Here is a 19,277-nt window from a genome sequence, read left to right as displayed (position 1 = left end):
TGATTAGAAAAGGCCTCGATTGAGGCCTTTTCTGATTCAGAAGTGCTAAGGCAAAATGGCGAATAAACCCGAGCAATTGGATTAGAAGTGCAAGCCTTGGTGCGTCTTATGCTTTCTTTACGAACTGCGCCGTTATCATCATTTCACCTGCGCCATCAACTTTACAGTCTAGTTGATGGTCTTTGCCATCGACTATGCGCCTGACAAGGGCTTTTGTGCCAATTTTTAAAACCAAAGAACTGCTTTTAACTTTTAAGTCTTTGGCTAATGTCACCTTGTCACCTTCAGACAACAGCGTCCCGTTTGCGTCTTTTACGTTAATCGTTTCAGCTTCGGCTGCTTCTGCTGGGTTCCATTCGTAAGCGCATTCAGGGCATACAAGCTGGCTTTGATCTTGATAAACATATTCGGAGTGACAGTTTGGGCAAGGTGGGAATGACATGGTTTTCGACTTCTGAAATTGGATTAAAGCGCTATGGTACTGTGCTAATTCAACAAGAGCGAGTTTAGAGAGTTACAAAATTCAAGCGAGTATTGCTGAGTCTTGTTAACCATTTTATAAGTTAGCATAAACACCTCATCTTGTTTAAATGAAGTGCCTATGGAATTAGATGAATGATGGTAGTGTATTTGATCCGATTGTTATGTGTTTTTAGCATCGCCAAATCAAACTAAATACCGGTATAAATGCTGATAATCCCAGAGTGAACCAATAGCCCCAATAAACTATACATTTACAATGGATTTCACATTGGGAATCGGGTGGTCAAGAAATGTACATCATTAAAGCACCTGAAATATAGTAAGGCCTGAAGCTTGCCACTACGCAAGCCGGCAACTGGGTTAGCTAAATGAGCCTTTTAGGAGTCAACAAGAGTGCTTGGTACTATGGGTGTCTTTTGATAGCTAAGCTATTTAGGGCTTACTTCAAGCTCCATGTTCTATTATATCTAGTAGGTAACTTTTAGCAGAGTAGTGGACAATAATGGGTATGCACCTAAAACAAAACAAAGCGAACGCCGTAGCATTTTACCAAATGGCTTATTTAGGAGAGCCAGCAAAAGCCGTTGAGCTGTATGTGGGTGATGAATATATTCAACACAATCCCTTAGTGGCAAATGGCTTGCAGGGCTTCATTGATTATTTTGAAGAGATGCAACGTGACTACCCAGACAAACAGATTCGATTTTTGCGCACCATTGCTGAGGGTGACATGGTTGCGCTGCACACTCATCAAACTTGGCCGGGTAACGATCAATATGTCACCATGGATTTTTTCCGCTTTGATGAAAACGGTAAAATAGTGGAGCACTGGGACAGTATTCAACAAGTGCCAGAAGGCTCTGCCAATGGCAATAGTATGTTTTAGGGCACTGCTGCAACTAAAGAGAAACCGACTTGTGAGTCGGCTTTCTTATTGGTCATTTAGCGCAAGCGAGCCGAGTTAACGGCTGCGATTTTACAGGTATTTTACCCAAGCTTGTTTACTGGCATGTTTATAGCGAGCAAAGGCGCGAGTAGGGAAGTACAGCAACACAGCCAGTATGGCAGTGAGTAACCACACTTGCCAAAGCGCAGCAAATCCAAATATATCTCCAGCGTTCGGGCCAATCCCCCACATGGCTAGCTTGTAGCCAATTAACAATACGTATAAATGAAATATGTAGAAGAACATGGGCGCTGAACCATAAGTTTTTAGCGCGTCTGTGAGTTTATTTTGGGTCTTTTCAAAAAGCGCTAACAAACTTAAGGCTATGCCTAGCGTGAGCAATATAAACATTAAAGACGGCGGGTATTTAGTGAAGTTTAGAAATGACATCACGCCTTCTAACCAAGTTGCACCTGCTTGCCACGGCAAGTCTTCCCCGTAAATATTAAATCCACGCAACACTAACATTAAGCTCAATGCCAGCAATGACAGTTTTACTAAAAAAGCTTGGCGTTGCTCACTGTTAAAGCTACGGCTAAATACTGGGCCAATGGCATAACCCAACAGTATTACACCAATCCACGGCAGTACTGGGTAAGAAGCAAACACAGTGAATGAGTCGCTGCTATAAAGTGGCCCACGGTCGTGCAAAATAGTCCATAAGCTGTAACCCCACTCACCGAGAGAAAATTGAATAAACTCCAAGCTATTATGGCCAAATACAATGGCTAACCCTAAGGCGGCAATCCACTTGTGTGGCAGTTTACTTAGCAAACCTAGGGTAATCATGCTTACGCCAATCGCCCAAATAACTTGCAGGTAAAGCGCGTTATAGGCACCAAACCAAGAGAAGTTAATTAAGGTTACTTCAAGCAGGACTAAAAATAGCCCTCGTTTTAACAAAAACTGCTGCGCAGAGCGCGGTGGTTTGTTAGCGGGGTTTGCATAGAGCCAGGCAGAAACACCGGTAAGAAACACAAATATTGGCGCACATAAGTGAGCCAAGATACGAGTGAAAAATAGCTCTGCTTCGGTGTCTTCTATGGTGATAGGGTCGGTGATTTTATGCTGATAATAAAAGCGCTCGCGTAAGTGATCGAGCAGCATAAATACCATGACCAAACCGCGCATTATGTCGATGGAGGCGAGCCTTGGCCCTTTAACTGGGCTGTTTTGGGGAGTCACTGTGTGTGTATTCATTAATTCTTTTCGTTTTGTGTTCGGCTTCGGGTTCGGCTTCAGCCATTGTTACTGGGCGAATACTTCGCCCTAGCCAAGGCTAGTTACCAAATAAGTAAGCTTGCTTAAATCTTAATTAAAGCACTAAGCGTAGTCGTCAATGCTTAAACAAAAAGAACCGGGGGCGCGCGAATGCTTTTCCCGTGGCAAAATAATGGGGAATAGAAGGTTGCTTGGGCAGTGCTAATGTCTAAATAGTTGGCTTCTACTCGATGAGCGGGTGGGCTGACGAGCAAGCTTATAGCACAGCTGTGCAATAGTGATTGCGAGTGACATTGGCCATTTTTATGCTGCTCTACGCTGCCACTGTTTACATGGGAGTGGTGACCTGCTTCATGCATTAACTCGGCAAGCGCCAATAGACTAGTGGTTTGGCCTAAACCCACTGTCCAAATAATAAGCGCTATAGATAAAATACGATGCTGAAACATGTTTTAGTATATTTGTGTCGGTGATTTGGGGGTATGACAGAGCTTTTTACCAAAGCCGGAGGCTGTAAGCAATTTTTCATTGGCTTACTTTAAGCTTTGCTGAGTTGCTGAATAATCGGTGTTTACGCTTTTGCTTTCGTGTTGGGCATTTTGTAACCCGGTAGTTTTCGAAAACCCTTCGCCTGAAATTGGTTTTTAGTAGGCTTAGCGGGCAATGCATTTAAATTAAAAGGTTTAGGCTGCTTACCTTGAGATTGATTTAACGCGTCTACCAAGGCCTCGTGATTGTGCATGTGTGGAGCCGAAAACAACATATCGTGGCTGCAGGCGTAACTTGCTATTGGGCTTAGTGCGATAAATGCAACGAGCAGATATTTTCTCATATTAGCCTCTGGGGATGTGATTGAAATAAATAAGAGCGCCAAAGGCGCTCTTTAAGTCACTACCTAAGCGATTAACGCAAAGTGATTTTTGGGTTTTCTGCTGGTTTGTCTAGCAAGCCAAAGAATGCAGGAACGGTTGCTGCGTCACCATCTAAGGTGATATAGCCCGCTTTCACTGCTTCAGCAAAATCTACTTTACCTACTAATAAACCTAGGAATACTGGTTTAGTAAGATTAACTGTTGCTTTCGCTTCGCCGTTATAGCTCTTGTGGAATTGCGCCACAGAGCGACGAACTTCTAGTGCATGAACTTCTTTAGTGTCTGAGAAGTTAAACGCAATGGTGAAGTGTTGGTCGGCGCTGCGCTCGGCGTTTAAGCTAAAGCGAAGTGCGTTAACAAGTTGCGAAGGTTCAAACTCAGCCATTAAATCAGGGGCTTGAAGGTTGATTTTCTTCGAGTAATCAATGGTACCGTCTAACTCTTGAGCAGAGGTTAGGTACCAGTTACGCCAGTTGTTATTGGTTTCACGGTAACCTAGTTCACGCAAGGCTTTAGCTTTAAGTAGGCGAGGTTGCATGTCATCAAGGTCTACACGAATGACGTGAGTAGTAAGCTCTGCGCTCCATTGGTAATCGCCATTGTCAAATGCGTCGATAGCGAACTTCATCATTTTGGCTTTGCCGCCCACCATCTCAACATAGCGTTGAGACGCATCTACCGAGTAGGTCGCGTTTAGTGTTGTTGGGTCACCATCAAACCAGCCCATTTCACCTACAAAGATTTGCTTAGCAGCATGGCGAATAGAACCGTAGAAGTCACCTAACCATGGGTGGTTTTCAAGGTGCTTAGGCAACTTAATTTCACGGATCAAATCTTCTTGAGTAGAGCCGTTGTTAATCGCTTTAATTGATTGGTCGTAAGTAAACTGAATCGCATCTCGGTATGCCGTTAGCGTGTTGTCTACGTGCTTAGCACCAACCACTGGGCGACCATGAGATAACATCATTGTTTCTGCTTGGTATTCACGAAGTACGTCGATACCAGGGAACCAAATGCTTGGGTCACGGTATTTAGTGCCACGAATGGTGTGCAAGTTAGGGAAGCTTTCGCCTTGGATTACTTCAGAACCAAACAGTAAGTTAGCTTCTGGGAAGTAGGCAGTGATTTCGTCAGATGCTTCAGAAGGAACGTGTTTGAACTCAACCTTAACACCAGCAATGTCCATCTCTAATACGCCGTTAAAACCTTCAACTAGAGTATTAGGGGCAATAAGGCTGTGCTCGCGAATTTCAAAATCTGGACCTAGGCCACCGTTAATTCGGCCACCTTCTTCTACGCTAAGTAGAGTTCCTAATGAGTAGTCAACACGGAAACCAAGTGCCGGACCAGTGCCGCCCATAGAGCCTTTAACTACATTACTCATAAAGGTATCGTGAGCAATAATTAAGGCGTCTTCTGCGCCTTCAATACCACGTACGCCAGCGTAGTGATCTGGGTGCCAGTGCGAGTACATAACAGCTGCAACAGGCTTTTTGTTGCCGGTTACTTTACGGAAATCAGCCATTACGTCTTGCATTTTGTCTACTGACTCAACCGGATCAAGAATGATAAGGCCGTCGGAACCGTCAACAATCATTGGAGAGGTTAAGCCGTAACCGTAAACTTGAAAGTACTTATCTTGGTATGCAAATAAACCCTTATCCATTTTCTGCGAGTGTGCAGTTAACTGTGGGTGAACTTTGTCTGATTTAGCATCAAAGGCATCGTTGCCACCGGTAGGGATCCACTTCATGTCTTGGTTTTCACCATGCCAGTAGTGAGTTGCACCAGAGTCTTCACCTAAGTAGTAATCGTGTGAAAGAGTAGGAATGGTAATTTCTACGTCATCAAAACGGTGACTATGGTTGTCGCCCGCAACCGCTAGGTTTGCTAAGCCAGAGGCAATAAGTACAGATAAAGCAATGCTTGTTTTTTTCATATCGAAGCTAGGCCTTGTTTACGTTTAAGTTGGCACTACGCTACGCCAAAGCGTTATCGCTTTGCTGATATGTGATATAAGATATCTAATAGTTGATGAGTAAAAAGCAGAATTCTTAACTTATGAAACATTCAGACTACAGTCTCATTCCTACTTTTGTGGCGATAGTGGAAGAGCGAAATTACAGTAAGGCCGCTAAACGCTTGGGCATTAGCCAATCGGCTGTGAGCCAGAGCGTGACTCGCTTGCGCGACATTTTTAAGGATAACTTATTTACTCGCGGTAGCCACGGTGTAGAGCCCACCCCGTATGCCATGGATATTTATCCTGCCTTGGCCAACTCGGTAGAGAGTATTGCTCATATGTTGCCAGAGCAACGCCACTTTAATCCGGCCAAATGCCAACGTCAGTTTACTATTGCGGCTTTAAGCGTATTCAGTTTCACGTTATTTCCGCAGTTATCAAAACGCTTATTTGAACAAGCTCCGTTGGCCTCGGTAAAAACCGAACCTTTGTTTGGGCAGGATATGATCAGCTTATTGCGCACCCATCAATGTGATTTGCTGATTGAAGCTGAATCAAACCGCTACCCCAATTTACGCTCGCAAGTGGTCATGCAAGATAAGTTAGCGGTGGTGTGCAGAGCGCAGCACCCAAGAATAAGTGGTAGTGAAATTAATCTAGAGCAATATTTGAGTGAGCAACATGTCATTCACTCCCAGCCGGAGCAAAAATTCGGCTACCTCGGTGACATGGGAATAGCGGGCCTAACAGAGAGGCGGGTTGCCTGGCAGGCGAGCGGCATTATGGATATGTTACCGCTTATTGCCCAAAGTGATTGCATGGGCATATTACCTGAGCGATTAGCCTCTCGGCATTGCCAGCACTTTGGCTTAAAGCCCTTACATGCAAACTTTTTGCCTGCACAAATAGTGGTGAGCATGTATTGGCATCCTTCACGTACGAATGACCCTGCGCATCGCTGGTTAAGAGATCAATGCTTGTTGTCGGGTCAGACATGAGCCGATTGAGCACGCTTTAATCATTCGCTTAACTTATTGATTTAGTTTCTATTTACCAATAAAGTTTGTTGCTAAAGTAGTGCGGCTTTTATTTGATAAATAGGGATTTTAATGAAACAAGCAGTACTATTAATCATCGGCGTATTGGCACTAAGCGGATGCAATTCTCAAGCGACTCCCACTGGCAAAGCCTGTATGGGATCGCGAGGCGGCTCATTGGTAGAGGGCTTAAATAATCAGTGTAAAGCCGGCGATGCCATTGCCACTAAAGAGCCAACTTATTATTGTGATTTTAATTATGCGATTGCCTACAACGACTATAATTCGGCCATGTGTATTTATAGCGGCAAGCTCAAAGATGAGCGCACAGCAGGTTAGCCGTTACTTGCTTCTCTAATAACTAAAAAGGCAGCACTTATTGTGCTGCCTTTTGTTTTTCGGTTTGTTTCGTCGCGTTTGGCGCGTTAGCTGTTATCTATCACTTCAGCGGTGACTTCATTTCCGCTACGTTGGCCTTCGCTAAATGCTTTTACGTTAAGCAAAGTTGTGTCGGCAATGCTCTGCAAGGCTTCTTGGGTTAAGAAGGCTTGGTGGCCAGTAAAGATAACGTTATGACAAGCCGACAAGCGGCGGAATACGTCATCAAGGATCACTTCAGCTGACAAGTCTTCAAAGAACAGCTCTTTTTCATGCTCGTACACATCTAAAGCTAAGCCGCCTAAGGTGCCGTCTTTTAGCGCTTCAATACAGGCGGTAGAATCCACTAACTTGCCGCGACTCGTATTAATAAGCAGGGTGCCTTTTTGCATTTGGCTAAAGGCAGATTTACCAATTAAATAAGTATTTTCGGCGGTAAGTGGGCAGTGCAAGCTAATGATTTGTGATTGTGCCAAAAGCTCTGCCATAGTCACGTATTCAATACCCAAATCAATTGCTGCTTGGTTTGGATAAGGGTCAAAGGCGATAACTTTACAGCCAAAGCCTTTTAAAATACGCGCAGTAGCTAAACCAATTTTGCCGGTACCTATTACCCCTGCGGTTTTACCGAAGATGTTCATGCCGGTTAACCCTTCTAACGAGAAGTTGGCATCGCGGGTTCGTTGGTAGGCTTTGTGAATACGGCGGTTTAGCGTCATCATTAATGCTATGGCGTGTTCGGCCACAGCTTCTGGCGAGTAGGCAGGTACTCGAGAAACGGTAATGCCTAGCTGTTCTGCTTTAGCTAAATCAACATTATTAAAACCGGCACAACGCAGCAATACCAATTTAATGCCGTGATTGTGCAGCTCTTCTAAGGTTGCTGCCGACAGGTCATCGTTTACAAAGGCACATACTGCATCTGCGCCATGCGCTAAACGCGCCGTTTTAGCAGACAAGGCGATGTCGAAATATTCTATGCTAATGGCTGAAGAAGTATTTTGTGCATCAAAATGGTCACGGTCGTAGCGCTTAGCGCTGAAAAAACTGATCTTCATAGCGGCTCCTAAAACAATAGTAGCTAACGATAGCTTGTTTTGTAATTTTATTACATAATAGCGTCATTGAATAACAAAAGTCGACAGAAGTTATGAGAAAGTTTCAGAAATCAGCTGTTCTAGAAATTGCCTCCGGCCTATTGGTTATTTATGCCGCTTTATGGCTTGGTCGTTGGCTGGGCGAACTTAGCGGAAACCTTCTCCCTGCAAGCATTATGGGTATGTTGCTGCTTACTACAGCTTTGCAACTCCGTTGGGTAAAGCTGGCTTGGGTAGAGCGTACCGCTAATCAATTTGTGCGCTGGATGTCCCTGTTGTTTGTGCCTATTAGCATCGGCTTAGTGGAGCACATTGAAACTTTATTACAGGCGCTGCCGGCAATGTTGGTCACCTGTGCCTTCGCTACCTTAATATTGTTAGTGGTAATTGGTAAGCTTTACCAGCATTGGGAGCTAAAAAGCGACTCAAATAATACCCAGCAACCAGCGGTAAATGAGGATGCTAAATAATGATTAACTTCCTCTATCTTCCACTCACTATTGCCTTATTTATTGCCGCTAAACACTTACAGCAACGCTTGTCGGTCACCTGGCTAAACCCAGTACTGATTACACTCACGATTTTAGTTATTGCCTTATTAGCCTTAGATATTCCCTTTAACGACTACAACCAGTACAGCGGTTGGTTAAGTAAACTGTTAGAGCCAGCGGTGGTCGCCTTAGGCGTACCCTTATATAAGCAGCTTTACGAGATAAAAAGAGAACTACCAAGAATTGCGATTACCATTTTAATAGCGGCTGGTATTGCCATTAGTACTACCGTAGCTATGGCCTTGTTGGTAGGCGCCACACCAGAAATTGCCGCTTCGCTCGCGCCCAAATCGGTGACAACGCCCATTGCAGTATTAATTAGCGAGCAAGTGGCCGGCGAGCCAGCACTCACCGCTATTGCAGTACTAATAACTGGCTTGGTAGGGGCAGTGGTGGGGATCCCTGTGCTAAAACTGTGTGGTGTGCATTCAAGCAAAGCGCAAGGCATTGCTATGGGCACCGCTTGCCACGCCTTAGGCACCGCAAGAATCGCCGAAGAAGGCCACCAACATGGCGCTTACGGCGCATTGGCTTTAGTACTTAGTGCCACCTTTAGTGCGCTGCTTTGCCCGCTAATTGTACGGCTGTTTGTTTAACCTTGTTTAGAAAATAGCCGTTAAGCCAGCCTTGCATATGGCCTTATGTCGCATTCACCCGTTTAGAGTTTCTCTAACAGCCCCGTAATCTTTGCCTTTAGTCATATTATTGTTAATAAATGTTATTGGGCTAATTAATTGTATAGAAAGCACTTACCATTTTTGGTACTTTCCCTTCTAGGTTATTGATAAGGATGTTAAAAGAATGTTGTTGAGTAAGTGTTTGCGTAGAAGCTTCGTTTTGGGGTTAAGCGCTCTGATTGGCTTGAGTAGCTGCTTGGCGGTAGCTGGGCAAGGTAAAGACCATCATGCATTTAACCGGGTTCCCGGTGCCCAGATGAAAGGGTACGATAAAGTTGATTATGAAGAAATTAACTTATTGTTGAGCAAGCCTTACCGTTTACAAGGTAAGTGGCAAGTGGATGAAACAGAGCGTGTTGGCGGAGTATATACCTACATACACTACGACTTGCCTTCTAATATCTCAACTATTCAGGCATTTCGCAATTATCAAAAACTCGTTAAACAACAAGGGATGGAAGTGCTGTTTGAGTGCGATAGAACTTGTAGTAAGGATTTTTCGATTCACAAGATAATAAATATATTTGATGATGGTAGAGATAATTATCTAAATGGCTCCAGTAATTTATTTTATTTGGTGGCACGTAAGGGCAATTTAAATGTAGTTATTTTTATTAATGATTTAAATAACACTAGCGTTTTCCAATATGTCATTGAAGAAGAACAACTTGACGATTCGTTAATCTCACCCATCGCTCTTAGCCTAGTTGAAAGCGGTAAAATCGATTTATACGGCATTTTATTTGATACCGGCAAGGCAGAGATTAAGCCTGATTCTGCCGGTGAATTGGCCGATTTAGCCCAAGTGCTTACCGACTACCCCAAGCTTGAAATAGATATTGTTGGCCATACCGATAACGTGGGTTCTAAACGTGATAACCGTAAATTATCGGCTGCCCGCGCCGAGGCGGTAATGGACTATTTGATTGATGAACATAGCATTAGTGAAGACCGCCTAAACACCATTGGTCGTGGCCAAACTAAGCCTGTTGCCGATAACGGTACCGATAAAGGCCGTGCGCTAAACCGCCGAGTAGAAATTAGCGCCTTAAATGCACAAGTTATTGTAGAAGCGCAACAACAAGATAACGCTCAAATAGCTAGCTCTAACCAAAGCTCTAACAACTCCTCTACGAGCAGTAAATCTGAAGAGAAGTCGGGCGGCATTGATATGGATGATATTGGCAAGGCTGCCGATACAGCAGGCAAGATCTTCAAATTGTTCTAGTGGTTTAATTAACAATATAAAAGCCGAAGTTACTCGCTTCGGCTTTTTAGTTTTATATGTCCCGTCCGGAAATAGGTTGACATAAAGAGGACGTCTTTATGACAACACTCATTAACTCAAGCCGTAAGCGCACACAACGAGATTACACCTTAGCCTTTAAATTAGGTGTCGTAGCGCGCATCGAAAAAGGCGAAATGACGTACAAACAAGCACAAGCCCGATTTGGCATTCAGGGGCGTTCAACCGTACTGGTTTGGCTCAGAAAACATGGTAGGCTTGATTGGTCAAAACCTTTTCAGCATCCCCTTATGCCTAATTCAAAAGAAACGCCAGCAGAAACCATTAAGCGCCTTGAGCGTGAGTTAGCCGAAGAGAAGCTCCGTAACCAAATCCTCAATGGTATGGTCGATATCATGGACAATGAATACGGAGCGGGCCTCAGAAAAAAGTACTTATCCGGTACGTCTGGCAAGCGAAAACCGACAGCGAAATAAACCTCGCTGCTGCCTGTCGCGCGGCAGGTATTTCACGGCAATCTATTTATCAGGCGGTCGCCCGAATGGAAAACCGTAGAGCGACGTTATCGGTCATCAAAGACTGGGTAGCGTACTGGCGTAAATATATGCCGCGATTGGGTGGGCGCAAGCTCTACGCGTTGTTAAAACCGACACTGCTTGAGCACAACATTAAACTTGGCCGAGATGAGTTCTTTGCTTATTTGAGACGAGAGGGCTTGCTGGTTAAACCCAAAAGAAGCGTCACCAAAACGACGTTCAGTAAGCACTGGATGAAGAAACATCCGAATCTGCTGAAAGAGGAAGGACTGCATGATGCAGAGCATGTGCTAGTTAGTGATATTACCTACCTTGAATCAGACCAAGGTGTGCATTATCTGTCGCTGGTCACCGATGCGGGTTCTCGTAAAATAGTCGGTCATCACGTGAGTAAGGACATGAAAGCTGACAGCGTAGTGAAAGCGCTAAAGATGGCGGTTAAAGATAAGCGCTATATCGCTAACGCGGTACACCACTCAGACCGAGGCTCACAATACTGTTCGGCTGTTTATCAAGATGAACTATTTATTGATAAACCAAATTCGACCATCGATGACAGACGGCTATGATTGCTACCAAAACGCATTGGCGGAAAGGATAAACGGTATACTGAAGCAAGAGTTTTTACTGTACCGATGTAAGACACTGAAAGAACTAAAGAGACTGGTAAAAGAATCGATAGCGATATACAACACGATGAGACCGCACCTGAGTTTAAATATGGAAACGCCCAATCAGGTGCATAATAGAAAAGGCCAGCTACTGGAGCTGGCCTAAAAACCGTCAACCTATTTTAGGACGGGTCAATAAGCTGGCATAAACACCTCATCTTGTTTGAGTGAAGTGTCTACTTAATCGGATCAACTACAGATATCGGTTGAGGATGGACGAACAGGTCAGAGTTTATCAGCTTGCTTTAAGGCATTGCCCCTTGAATCAAAAATGGGGACACGTTCCATATCGATGGACATGAGTAGAGCGTATATAAATGCAGCATATGGCTACTTCGGTGAACGGGCTAAGCAAATGATAGCCATAGACCATTTTCATATCGCAAAGGTGCTCACTAAAGCGGTAAATGACGTAAGAAAAAGCGAACTCATGGAGTTGCCCCACCACTTAAAAAGAGAGTGCCACCAAACACGGTATGGATGGTTAAAACGAAACAGCCACCTGCATGGGACATTGAGAGAAAGAGTGAATACGCTAGCCAAAATGATGCAAAACACAGGGTTGAGCTGGATATTTAAAGAGCAAGCAAGAGCCATTTGGTATGGCAATGCAGCTAACGCCAAAGCGGCTTGGAATGATTGGTTAGCACTCATAAAGGTCAGTCAAATCAGACCTATGATGACAGCAGCAGAAACAGTGAAAACGCACCTAAACGGCATCATCAATGCGATGCGTTATAAGGTATCAAATGGCTTGGCGGAAGCGATAAATGGAAACATCCAGCGACTAAAAATACGCGCAATGGGCTTTAGAAATAAAGAGCGCTTTAAACAAGCCATTTTATTTCACTTTGGAGGGCTTGATATGACTTTCCACCAAGAACGGTGAAGAGCCTCAAATACACAGTTAAAAAGTGCGCAAACCTTGGAAGCTAAACTAATTCCAAGATTCCCTCGTTACCAACTAGCAAAGTCGAGATTCAAAACCATTAGTTTTGGTATGAAAAAAGCCGTGTGTAACCGTGTAATTCGTAAGAGGGCGTAACAAACTTTGGGGCATGAGCATGCCAGATTTCACTTGCCCCTTTCCTTCATTATCGCCGAGTCGCGGAAGTGACAAGCAATTAAGCCGAGCACTGATTGAGCGTAGCGAGTTGCGCAGGTGCGCTTGGCACTGAGGAACGTAGGATAAAGATAATGCAGGGCGACCTTTCTTTTTGCTTCGTTTATCTTTGGTCGCTAAAGAAAAATGACGTCGCCGAGAGGTGAAATCCAATACAGCTGCCAAGGGAAAGCAGCATCAAGTTAACAAGCTTTGGGGCGATGAGCTAACACGCTGACAGTTGTGGTATGGCTCTGTTAGTTAAACATGCCCAGTAAGCTAATAGTTAAACCATTCCCAAGAAGACACAGAACGTGGATTAATTACGTTCTGTTTCTTTATCGGTTTTACTGGCTAAGCCCTGCGCTTTTTAAACGCCAGCCAGCCGGCACTTAAGATGGTTTTACATACCACACCAAGTGCACTTAATTTAGGATCGGCATTTTTACCTGCAGCAATACGCCACATTTGGTGTTCGTACCATACCAGCCCTACCATTGCCATTTTGTCTAGCGCAGGCTTGCCAGTGGTAGGCACAATTAGCGGCATTCCGTGGTTTGGGTTTTCTATTAACTTATTAGGAAAATCGGGGTCAACAGCCATGGTTCGTGCAATGCCAATAAAGTCTGTGGCCGATGTACTTAGTGCTTCATTCATTGCTGGTCCAGTTCTAAAGCCACCCGTTACCACTAATGGTGTGCTAACCAATGATCTAACCTTTACCATGTAATCCATAAAATAGGCTTCACGTTTTATGGTACTTGCCTTTACTGGGTCACTTTTATTTTTAGATCCCATCATAGAAGGGCTTTCGTAGGTGCCACCCGATATTTCGATTAGATCGATACCGTTATCACTGAGTGTTTGCACAACCTGCATTGATTCTTCTTCAGTGAAGCCGCCTTTCATAAAGTCGGCGCTGTTAAGCTTAATACCAACCGAAAAGTCATCACCTACCTCTTTGCGGATTGCGCGATAGACTTCGAGCACAAATCGAAGTCGATTGTTTAATGAACCACCCCATTTATCGCTGCGTTGATTGTGCCTAGAGGACAAAAACTGGCTAACTAAATAACCATGAGCGCCATGAATTTGTACCCCAGTAAAGCCGGCTTGTTTTGCAAGCTTGGCACTGGTGGTAAATTTATTAATAATTTCATGGATCTCGGTATCATTTAGTTCACGCGGAGTATTAAAGCTTTTTTCTAATCCATGCCCTAACGATATAGCAGAAGGTGCAACTGGCTGCTCGCATAAAAATGTCGGGATTTGTTTACCTGGGTGGTTAAGTTGCATCCATATTTGTGAGCCATTTTGTTTTCCTGCCTCAGCCCAATGTCTAAATAACGCTAAGTCACTTTGCTCATCTAAAACAATATTTTTGGGTTCACCCAGTGCAGATCTGTCCACCATTACATTACCGGTAATCGCTAAACCAATTCCACCTTTTGCCCAACGCTGATATAGGGTTACTACGCCGGTAGTAGGGTTATGTTGCTTATCGCCGAGCTGTTCACTCATCGCTGATTTAAACAGGCGATTTTTAATCACTTGGCCATTACTAAGGGAAAAAGGTTCACTGAGCTTAATTGCATTCATGCTGGTTGTTACTGCTATATTCTTTTTATTGGATTGGCTCAGTATGCGTTATTTTATGGTTATTTCCGAGCATTTAGCGTCTATTTAGACCCCATTTAAGCTTCCGCTTTGATTTAAGCAGACATAGCTGGGTATCAACTCTAAAACGCACTTTGGGTTGCAACACTTTAAAGACTTTTGATAGTCGGCTGGCTCTTCTTTCGCTGGAGCGTGTTAACAAGCTTTGCTGTAAGTAGCTAAACTATAGTGTTTGCTAAGCACCAGTAGATAAACAAAAGCCGCAACGGTTAGCTGCGGCTTGTTAGTTTAGCAGTGGGCAATTAAGCCTAAGCGGAACCTTTAGCAATAAGTAGTTCGCCGTGCAGCGCCACAAACTTATCGTAAAGTTGGTCTTCGGTCTCTTTGTGTGCAGGGTCTACGGCAATGCAATCTATTGGGCATACATCAATGCAAGTAGGGCGCTCGTAGTGGCCTTTACATTCGGTGCAGCGCTCTGGGTCGATAACCGTAATAATGCCATCGTAAGAAATAGCTTGGTTGGGGCACTCTGGCTCGCACATGTCGCAGTTAATGCATTTTTTGCTGATCTTTAAGGCCATAATATTTTTACTATCTTCATCTGTTACTGGTGTTATTCAAGGTGGTTAAACTGTCCGTGAGGCTAAGTAACCAAGCTGGTTAAGCTGCTTAATACCAAAGATGATGTGTAGTGGTTGACTATAATGAGTGTAGCTTAAGTCAACGATGTTTTAATTATGATCACGCTAGGGGCAAGCTGCGCGCATTCTAACACAAGCTAAAAAAAAACCAATATTGTCACACAATTTGTCATGTTTTAAGGAAGCAAGTGGACGAGTGGGTGAGCAGAAGAATACAGAAAGGGTGAACCGGGGTAGTTACCGCAGTGAAACACTACGGTAATGCTACAAATAGTATTGCTTAGTCTCGCCTTGGGCCACCTTCGGGCATGCAGCTAAGTTCGTCGTTGTCTGGTGGCGAACCACATATACCATTAAGCGCTTCATCATCGCGGCCATAAAAGCTACAGCTGTCGCCATCGTTAGCGCTTTCGCAGGCTTCTACCGCTTCTTTCGGTGGCTGACGCTTTTCTTTTGCTTCGGCTAAATTAACCGTGCCGGTAATACAAACAAATAGCAGCGTGGAGAATACCGCTTTTCCAAGGTGAGTTTTAAACCACATATCCGTTTCCTATTCTTAAATGAGAGTGCATAAGTGTATAAATACAAAGTGCAGAAACCATGCAGGAATGGTGTAAACACGGTGGTTTTATTTACTCAACTTTATACCCCAGTCCGTAAATAGAGTGGATGATGTCGCAGTTATCGTTTTGTTCTGCCATTTTTTTGCGTAGGTTTTTAATATGGCTGTTAATGGTTTGCTCGCTCACAATTCGATTGTCTGAGTAGCAATGCTGCATGAGTTGTTCTCGTGAATAAACTCGTCCAGGTTGCTCCATTAAAGTCTGTAGTAGTTTAAATTCGACTGGTGTGAGCTCTAAATCGAGACCATTCACCCGGCATTTAAAGGCATTCGGGCTGAGTTCTACATTGCGGTATTTGACAGAAGAATGACGCTCTTTGGGGGCATTAACACGTCTTAATATTGCATGCACTCGGGCTACCACTTCACGTGGTAAAAAGGGCTTACATACGTAGTCATCAGCGCCCAGCTCTAAACCGAGTAGGCGGCTAATTTCATCTACCCGTGCGGTCAGCAGCATTATGGGCACATCGCTAAATTCGCGCACTTGTTTACATATAGTTAAACCATCAACCCCTGGTAGCATGAGGTCTAGGATAACAAAGGCGGGTTGTGAGGCTTTAATTGCGCTTACTGCGTGGTTGCCTTCGTTAAGAGTGCTCACTTGAAAGCCGTCATTCTCTAAATAGTCTGCTAATAGCTGGGCGATTTTTTGTTCATCTTCAATGATCAGAATATGCTGTTTAATCATTATTTTCTCTGGCTATGAGGGGTAAACGGACCTCTATTTTTAAGCCACCCAAGGGAGATTGTTTGGCTGTAATATTGCCTTTATGGGCGTTAACAATGTTTTTGCATATCGCCAAGCCTAAGCCAGCACCCGCGGTCCGTCGGCTCCGTGAAGCATCGGGTCGGTAAAGCGGCTCGAAGAGCAGTTCTAATGCACCGCTATCTATACTTGGGGCGGTGTCGTTAAAACAAATGATGACTTCACTGGCTGTAGCTCTGAGCTGTATATCTATATCGCCGGGAGCAGCCGTATAGGCGAGAGCATTTTCTACTAGGTTGGTGAGTAGCTGTTGCAGCCGTATTGGGTCAGCGCTTATCTCATTATTGTTGCTACAACTTAATGTAATGTTTAATCCGCTTTGTTTGGCTCTTGTGGTCACTGACTCAACGATTTGCTCTAGATGCTCTGATACCTTGAGTGTTTCAAAATGATATTCTAAGCCACCAATATCCGATAGCGAGAGTAAGTAAAGGTCTTCTATGAGCCGCCGTAGACGCGAGACTTCGTTGTCTATGGAGTTAACTTGAGACATGTTTAGTGGGCGAATACCGTCTTTTATAGCTTCAATTTCTCCGGTTAGTACCGTGATAGGCGTTCGCAGCTCATGAGATATATCGGCTAAGGATCGGCGGCGCGCGCTACGATTGCTCTCTAGCTGAAGTCCTAAATTATCCAAATCGCTCATCAACAGGCCTAATTCGTCGTGACGTTTTTCGCTGATGGGGTTGGAGTAATTACCTTTAGATAACTCAGAAATACCGGTTAATAAACGTTTTACTGGTGCTAGCAACATTTTGGCTAAAAGTGCCGATACTAACGCCGCCATCGCCAAACATATAAGTCCAATAGCGATGCTAGCTCTGGCTTGATGCTGGGAAAAGGCGGTTTCCTGTGGCGAGTGAAACTCTCGCCTTGGTGTACTGCGAAGCTCCCCTACTATTTTCTGGTTAGAATAAACGTTTACGCTAATAGGTTGCGGGCTGGCAGCAATTTGAGGGCCAGCTAAGCGCTCCCCTTGTTGGTTATACAGCGACGTGGGAGTGATGAAATGCGGTGGTGGCGAAAATGGGTCAAATGCTTCGTCGAAATGAGGCGGCGGGTGTCTTGGGCCGCGTGGCTTTGTACCCTGCTTGGTGAAAGAGTGGATGCTTAATTCTTCAAAGGTATCTGACGGTAGGGAGGCCCAATCGTTGTTGGCTTGTTGGTATTCGAGCGATAAGGCCGAGGCCAAGCTTTGCAAGCGCTGTTGTTCTAGTGCATTTACGTAATCAAGAAATCCGCGCTCAAAGCTCCAACGAGCCAATAGCAAGGTTACGCAAAGGATAAAGAGAGTAAGCCCAATAAAGGCTGTGCTGAGTTTTTGAGTTAAGGACATTGTCGTTGAGTTTAGCCGCATAATAGCGCTACTGCTGTACACCGCAAGGATTAAGCTTTGTGGGTTAATTATGCCAAATTTTTTGTAATGAAAAATGGATAAAACATGCAGATTCACTTTCTCGCCTTAGAAAAATCTGCTTAAGTCAATGTTCGCATATTCTAGTAACTGCATTCTTTTTCCCTACTTACTCCACGTTATCTGCATTTTTGCGCATAACACTAGACGCTTAATCAGCAATTAGAAAGGATAAGGCATGCTGGGCGAACGCCATTTACACCCGTTAACGAAGTCTCAATGGCTAATACTGTTCGGCTTGGGTGTATTACTCAATGCTTGTAACAGTATCGACAATCCTTTAAGCCCCAAGGAAGAAGAAGCGAGTTTGGGCTTTCAACTAGTAGATACTGGACAGACACATTGCTCCGATAACGACGGAGAAATCATCGATTGCCCAAGTAGTGATGCAGCCTTTTTTGGGCAAGACGCTCAGTATTCAGGAAGTGCCTTTAGCTTTACCGACAATAATGACGGCACCGTGAGTGATAGTGTAACTGGCTTAATGTGGCAACAAGTGCCCAGTGATGAAAGTTTTAGTTACCAAGAAGCGGTGGATTATTGTAACGAGCTTGAATTAGGCGGTTTCAGTGACTGGCGTATTCCAAATACCAAAGAGTTGTTTTCGATCAGTGATTTTTCTATTGGTTGGCCTTATTTGGATACGGCGTATTTCGCTATTGCTAGTTATACGGTGAGTAAAGATGAGCAGTACTGGACAGAGCGTTATGTAGGTACCACAGCAGACGGGGGGACTGAAGCCGCCTTTGGGGTGAACCACGCAACCGGTCACATTAAGGCTTACCCTGCTAGCGTGTCTGGCGCAATGGGTAACTATGTTCGCGCTGTACGTGGAGGGAGTTACGGTGAGAATGAGTTTGTAGATAATGTGGATGGAACGATTACAGATAATGCCACGGGCTTAATGTGGGCGCAGGCCGATAGCGGGTATGGAATGAATTGGCAAAGTGCTTTAGCTTACGCTGAAGAGTCTTATCTTGCTGGCTTTACCGACTGGCGCTTACCTAACATTAAAGAGCTACAAAGCATTGTTGATTACAGTAAGTCGCCTAGTGCTGAAGATGAAGCCAATTTAGGCCCCGCCATTGATAGCGAGTTTTTTGAGATAACGGTGCTGACATCAGATGTAACAAATACCTCCACTGATTATGGCTACTTTTGGTCAAGTACTAGTGCTTACTTTGGCGGCGACAGCTTAGATTACTATTATGCTTGGTATGTTGCTTTTGGTACTGCTCCAGATGATGAGGGGAATGATTTTCATGGGGCGGGTGGAATGCGTTTTGATACAAAATATGCAGATGGACCCTTAGGCGAAGGGGGCGAGCGTTTTTATAATTTCGTACGTTTAGTGCGTGACGCCTCTTAGTTAAAGCTAATAGTTAAGGTTAAAAAAGCCGATAGTTAAAACTATCGGCTTTTTTTAGTTTATTT

The 19,277-nt window shown here is 44.3% G+C and carries 19 protein-coding genes and 1 pseudogene; 9 read left to right on the top strand and 11 right to left on the bottom strand.

The genetic code is table 11. The annotated features are described in order from the left end of the window. Window positions 1–106 precede the first annotated feature (106 nt). Entirely contained in the window at window positions 107–442 is a 336-nt protein-coding gene (locus ACLD71_RS19940; RefSeq protein WP_137671493.1) for a zinc ribbon domain-containing protein YjdM, read from the bottom strand. A 543-nt stretch (window positions 443–985) separates the two neighbouring features. On the opposite strand from ACLD71_RS19940, the gene ACLD71_RS19935 reads away from it, so the two are divergent. Beyond that, entirely contained in the window at window positions 986–1,369 is a 384-nt protein-coding gene (locus tag ACLD71_RS19935) for an ester cyclase (protein ID WP_174235913.1), read from the top strand. 90 nt (window positions 1,370–1,459) lie between these two features. Here ACLD71_RS19935 and ACLD71_RS19930 read toward each other — a convergent pair whose 3' ends face one another. The 4 genes from ACLD71_RS19930 to ACLD71_RS19915 form a co-directional block, all read right to left on the bottom strand. After that, entirely contained in the window at window positions 1,460–2,629 is a 1,170-nt protein-coding gene (locus ACLD71_RS19930; RefSeq protein ID WP_411991771.1) for a DUF1624 domain-containing protein, read from the bottom strand. Between the two features lie 143 nt (window positions 2,630–2,772). After that, the gene (locus ACLD71_RS19925; RefSeq protein WP_137671491.1) at window positions 2,773–3,099 is read right to left on the bottom strand and encodes a hypothetical protein; all 327 of its coding nucleotides are present in this window, start codon (window positions 3,097–3,099) and stop codon (window positions 2,773–2,775) included. A 122-nt stretch (window positions 3,100–3,221) separates the two neighbouring features. Then, window positions 3,222–3,482, bottom strand: coding sequence for a hypothetical protein (locus ACLD71_RS19920; RefSeq protein WP_411991770.1), 261 nt, complete (start codon window positions 3,480–3,482; stop codon window positions 3,222–3,224). 71 nt (window positions 3,483–3,553) lie between these two features. Continuing rightward, the gene (locus ACLD71_RS19915; RefSeq protein WP_411991769.1) at window positions 3,554–5,461 is read right to left on the bottom strand and encodes an alkyl/aryl-sulfatase; all 1,908 of its coding nucleotides are present in this window, start codon (window positions 5,459–5,461) and stop codon (window positions 3,554–3,556) included. Between the two features lie 122 nt (window positions 5,462–5,583). Here ACLD71_RS19915 and ACLD71_RS19910 point away from each other — a divergent pair, with 122 nt between their 5' ends. Together ACLD71_RS19910 and ACLD71_RS19905 are read left to right on the top strand one after the other, a co-directional pair. Continuing rightward, entirely contained in the window at window positions 5,584–6,483 is a 900-nt protein-coding gene (locus ACLD71_RS19910) for a LysR family transcriptional regulator (protein ID WP_411991768.1), read from the top strand. 111 nt (window positions 6,484–6,594) lie between these two features. Beyond that, entirely contained in the window at window positions 6,595–6,861 is a 267-nt protein-coding gene (locus ACLD71_RS19905) for a hypothetical protein (protein WP_411991767.1), read from the top strand. Between the two features lie 86 nt (window positions 6,862–6,947). Here the strand turns inward: ACLD71_RS19905 and ACLD71_RS19900 are convergent, their stop codons facing one another. Continuing rightward, window positions 6,948–7,958, bottom strand: a complete 1,011-nt coding sequence (locus ACLD71_RS19900; RefSeq protein WP_137671487.1) for a 2-hydroxyacid dehydrogenase — start codon at window positions 7,956–7,958, stop codon at window positions 6,948–6,950. 92 nt (window positions 7,959–8,050) lie between these two features. On the opposite strand from ACLD71_RS19900, the gene ACLD71_RS19895 reads away from it, so the two are divergent. The 5 genes and pseudogenes from ACLD71_RS19895 to ACLD71_RS19875 all read left to right on the top strand — a co-directional run bounded on the left by ACLD71_RS19895 (window position 8,051) and on the right by ACLD71_RS19875 (window position 12,567). Beyond that, the gene (locus ACLD71_RS19895; RefSeq protein ID WP_411991766.1) at window positions 8,051–8,467 is read left to right on the top strand and encodes a CidA/LrgA family protein; all 417 of its coding nucleotides are present in this window, start codon (window positions 8,051–8,053) and stop codon (window positions 8,465–8,467) included. Then, window positions 8,467–9,144: an LrgB family protein gene (locus tag ACLD71_RS19890; RefSeq protein ID WP_411991765.1), complete on the top strand. Its 678-nt coding sequence runs from the start codon at window positions 8,467–8,469 to the stop codon at window positions 9,142–9,144. Before ACLD71_RS19895 ends, ACLD71_RS19890 begins: the two co-directional genes overlap by 1 nt. Before the next feature lie 205 nt (window positions 9,145–9,349). Next, complete coding sequence (locus ACLD71_RS19885) at window positions 9,350–10,453, top strand: OmpA family protein (protein WP_411991764.1); 1,104 nt, start codon at window positions 9,350–9,352, stop codon at window positions 10,451–10,453. Window positions 10,454–10,551: 98 nt separating this feature from the next. Further along, window positions 10,552–11,784 (top strand): annotated as a pseudogene (locus ACLD71_RS19880) (IS3 family transposase). A 93-nt stretch (window positions 11,785–11,877) separates the two neighbouring features. Beyond that, complete coding sequence (locus tag ACLD71_RS19875; protein WP_411994888.1) at window positions 11,878–12,567, top strand: transposase; 690 nt, start codon at window positions 11,878–11,880, stop codon at window positions 12,565–12,567. A 567-nt stretch (window positions 12,568–13,134) separates the two neighbouring features. On the opposite strand, the gene ACLD71_RS19870 is transcribed toward ACLD71_RS19875, so the two are convergent. The 5 genes from ACLD71_RS19870 to ACLD71_RS19850 form a co-directional block, all read right to left on the bottom strand. Further along, the gene (locus ACLD71_RS19870; protein ID WP_411991763.1) at window positions 13,135–14,379 is read right to left on the bottom strand and encodes an NADH:flavin oxidoreductase/NADH oxidase family protein; all 1,245 of its coding nucleotides are present in this window, start codon (window positions 14,377–14,379) and stop codon (window positions 13,135–13,137) included. 326 nt (window positions 14,380–14,705) lie between these two features. Next, window positions 14,706–14,978: a YfhL family 4Fe-4S dicluster ferredoxin gene (locus tag ACLD71_RS19865; RefSeq protein ID WP_137671482.1), complete on the bottom strand. Its 273-nt coding sequence runs from the start codon at window positions 14,976–14,978 to the stop codon at window positions 14,706–14,708. A 340-nt stretch (window positions 14,979–15,318) separates the two neighbouring features. Continuing rightward, on the bottom strand, window positions 15,319–15,579 hold the full coding sequence (locus ACLD71_RS19860; protein WP_137671481.1) for a hypothetical protein: 261 nt from the start codon (window positions 15,577–15,579) through the stop codon (window positions 15,319–15,321). 91 nt (window positions 15,580–15,670) lie between these two features. After that, window positions 15,671–16,351, bottom strand: a complete 681-nt coding sequence (locus tag ACLD71_RS19855) for a response regulator (RefSeq protein WP_174235912.1) — start codon at window positions 16,349–16,351, stop codon at window positions 15,671–15,673. Continuing rightward, entirely contained in the window at window positions 16,344–17,882 is a 1,539-nt protein-coding gene (locus tag ACLD71_RS19850; RefSeq protein ID WP_411991762.1) for an ATP-binding protein, read from the bottom strand. The genes ACLD71_RS19855 and ACLD71_RS19850 overlap by 8 nt, the downstream gene beginning before the upstream one ends. A gap of 139 nt (window positions 17,883–18,021) precedes the next feature. Between ACLD71_RS19850 and ACLD71_RS19845 the strand changes: the two genes are divergently transcribed. Further along, entirely contained in the window at window positions 18,022–19,212 is a 1,191-nt protein-coding gene (locus ACLD71_RS19845) for a DUF1566 domain-containing protein (protein ID WP_137671478.1), read from the top strand. The last annotated feature ends 65 nt before the right edge of the window (window positions 19,213–19,277 follow it).

Source organism: Agarivorans sp. DSG3-1, assembly GCF_046774965.1.
GTDB lineage: Bacteria > Pseudomonadota > Gammaproteobacteria > Enterobacterales > Celerinatantimonadaceae > Agarivorans.
The sequence above is the reverse complement of the archived record's forward strand: the minus strand, read 5'-3'. Positions and strand labels throughout refer to the sequence as shown.

Excerpts from the sequence above, each read along its gene's own strand:
- ACLD71_RS19940 (WP_137671493.1), bottom strand. The coding sequence starts at position 442 with ATGTCATTCCCACCTTGCCCAAACTGTCACTCCGAATATGTTTATCAA.
- ACLD71_RS19935 (WP_174235913.1), top strand. The coding sequence starts at position 986 with ATGGGTATGCACCTAAAACAAAACAAAGCGAACGCCGTAGCATTTTAC.
- ACLD71_RS19930 (WP_411991771.1), bottom strand. The coding sequence starts at position 2,629 with ATGAATACACACACAGTGACTCCCCAAAACAGCCCAGTTAAAGGGCCA.
- ACLD71_RS19925 (WP_137671491.1), bottom strand. The coding sequence starts at position 3,099 with ATGTTTCAGCATCGTATTTTATCTATAGCGCTTATTATTTGGACAGTG.
- ACLD71_RS19920 (WP_411991770.1), bottom strand. The coding sequence starts at position 3,482 with ATGAGAAAATATCTGCTCGTTGCATTTATCGCACTAAGCCCAATAGCA.
- ACLD71_RS19915 (WP_411991769.1), bottom strand. The coding sequence starts at position 5,461 with ATGAAAAAAACAAGCATTGCTTTATCTGTACTTATTGCCTCTGGCTTA.
- ACLD71_RS19910 (WP_411991768.1), top strand. The coding sequence starts at position 5,584 with ATGAAACATTCAGACTACAGTCTCATTCCTACTTTTGTGGCGATAGTG.
- ACLD71_RS19905 (WP_411991767.1), top strand. The coding sequence starts at position 6,595 with ATGAAACAAGCAGTACTATTAATCATCGGCGTATTGGCACTAAGCGGA.
- ACLD71_RS19900 (WP_137671487.1), bottom strand. The coding sequence starts at position 7,958 with ATGAAGATCAGTTTTTTCAGCGCTAAGCGCTACGACCGTGACCATTTT.
- ACLD71_RS19895 (WP_411991766.1), top strand. The coding sequence starts at position 8,051 with ATGAGAAAGTTTCAGAAATCAGCTGTTCTAGAAATTGCCTCCGGCCTA.
- ACLD71_RS19890 (WP_411991765.1), top strand. The coding sequence starts at position 8,467 with ATGATTAACTTCCTCTATCTTCCACTCACTATTGCCTTATTTATTGCC.
- ACLD71_RS19885 (WP_411991764.1), top strand. The coding sequence starts at position 9,350 with ATGTTGTTGAGTAAGTGTTTGCGTAGAAGCTTCGTTTTGGGGTTAAGC.
- ACLD71_RS19870 (WP_411991763.1), bottom strand. The coding sequence starts at position 14,379 with ATGAATGCAATTAAGCTCAGTGAACCTTTTTCCCTTAGTAATGGCCAA.
- ACLD71_RS19865 (WP_137671482.1), bottom strand. The coding sequence starts at position 14,978 with ATGGCCTTAAAGATCAGCAAAAAATGCATTAACTGCGACATGTGCGAG.
- ACLD71_RS19860 (WP_137671481.1), bottom strand. The coding sequence starts at position 15,579 with ATGTGGTTTAAAACTCACCTTGGAAAAGCGGTATTCTCCACGCTGCTA.
- ACLD71_RS19855 (WP_174235912.1), bottom strand. The coding sequence starts at position 16,351 with ATGATTAAACAGCATATTCTGATCATTGAAGATGAACAAAAAATCGCC.
- ACLD71_RS19845 (WP_137671478.1), top strand. The coding sequence starts at position 18,022 with ATGCTGGGCGAACGCCATTTACACCCGTTAACGAAGTCTCAATGGCTA.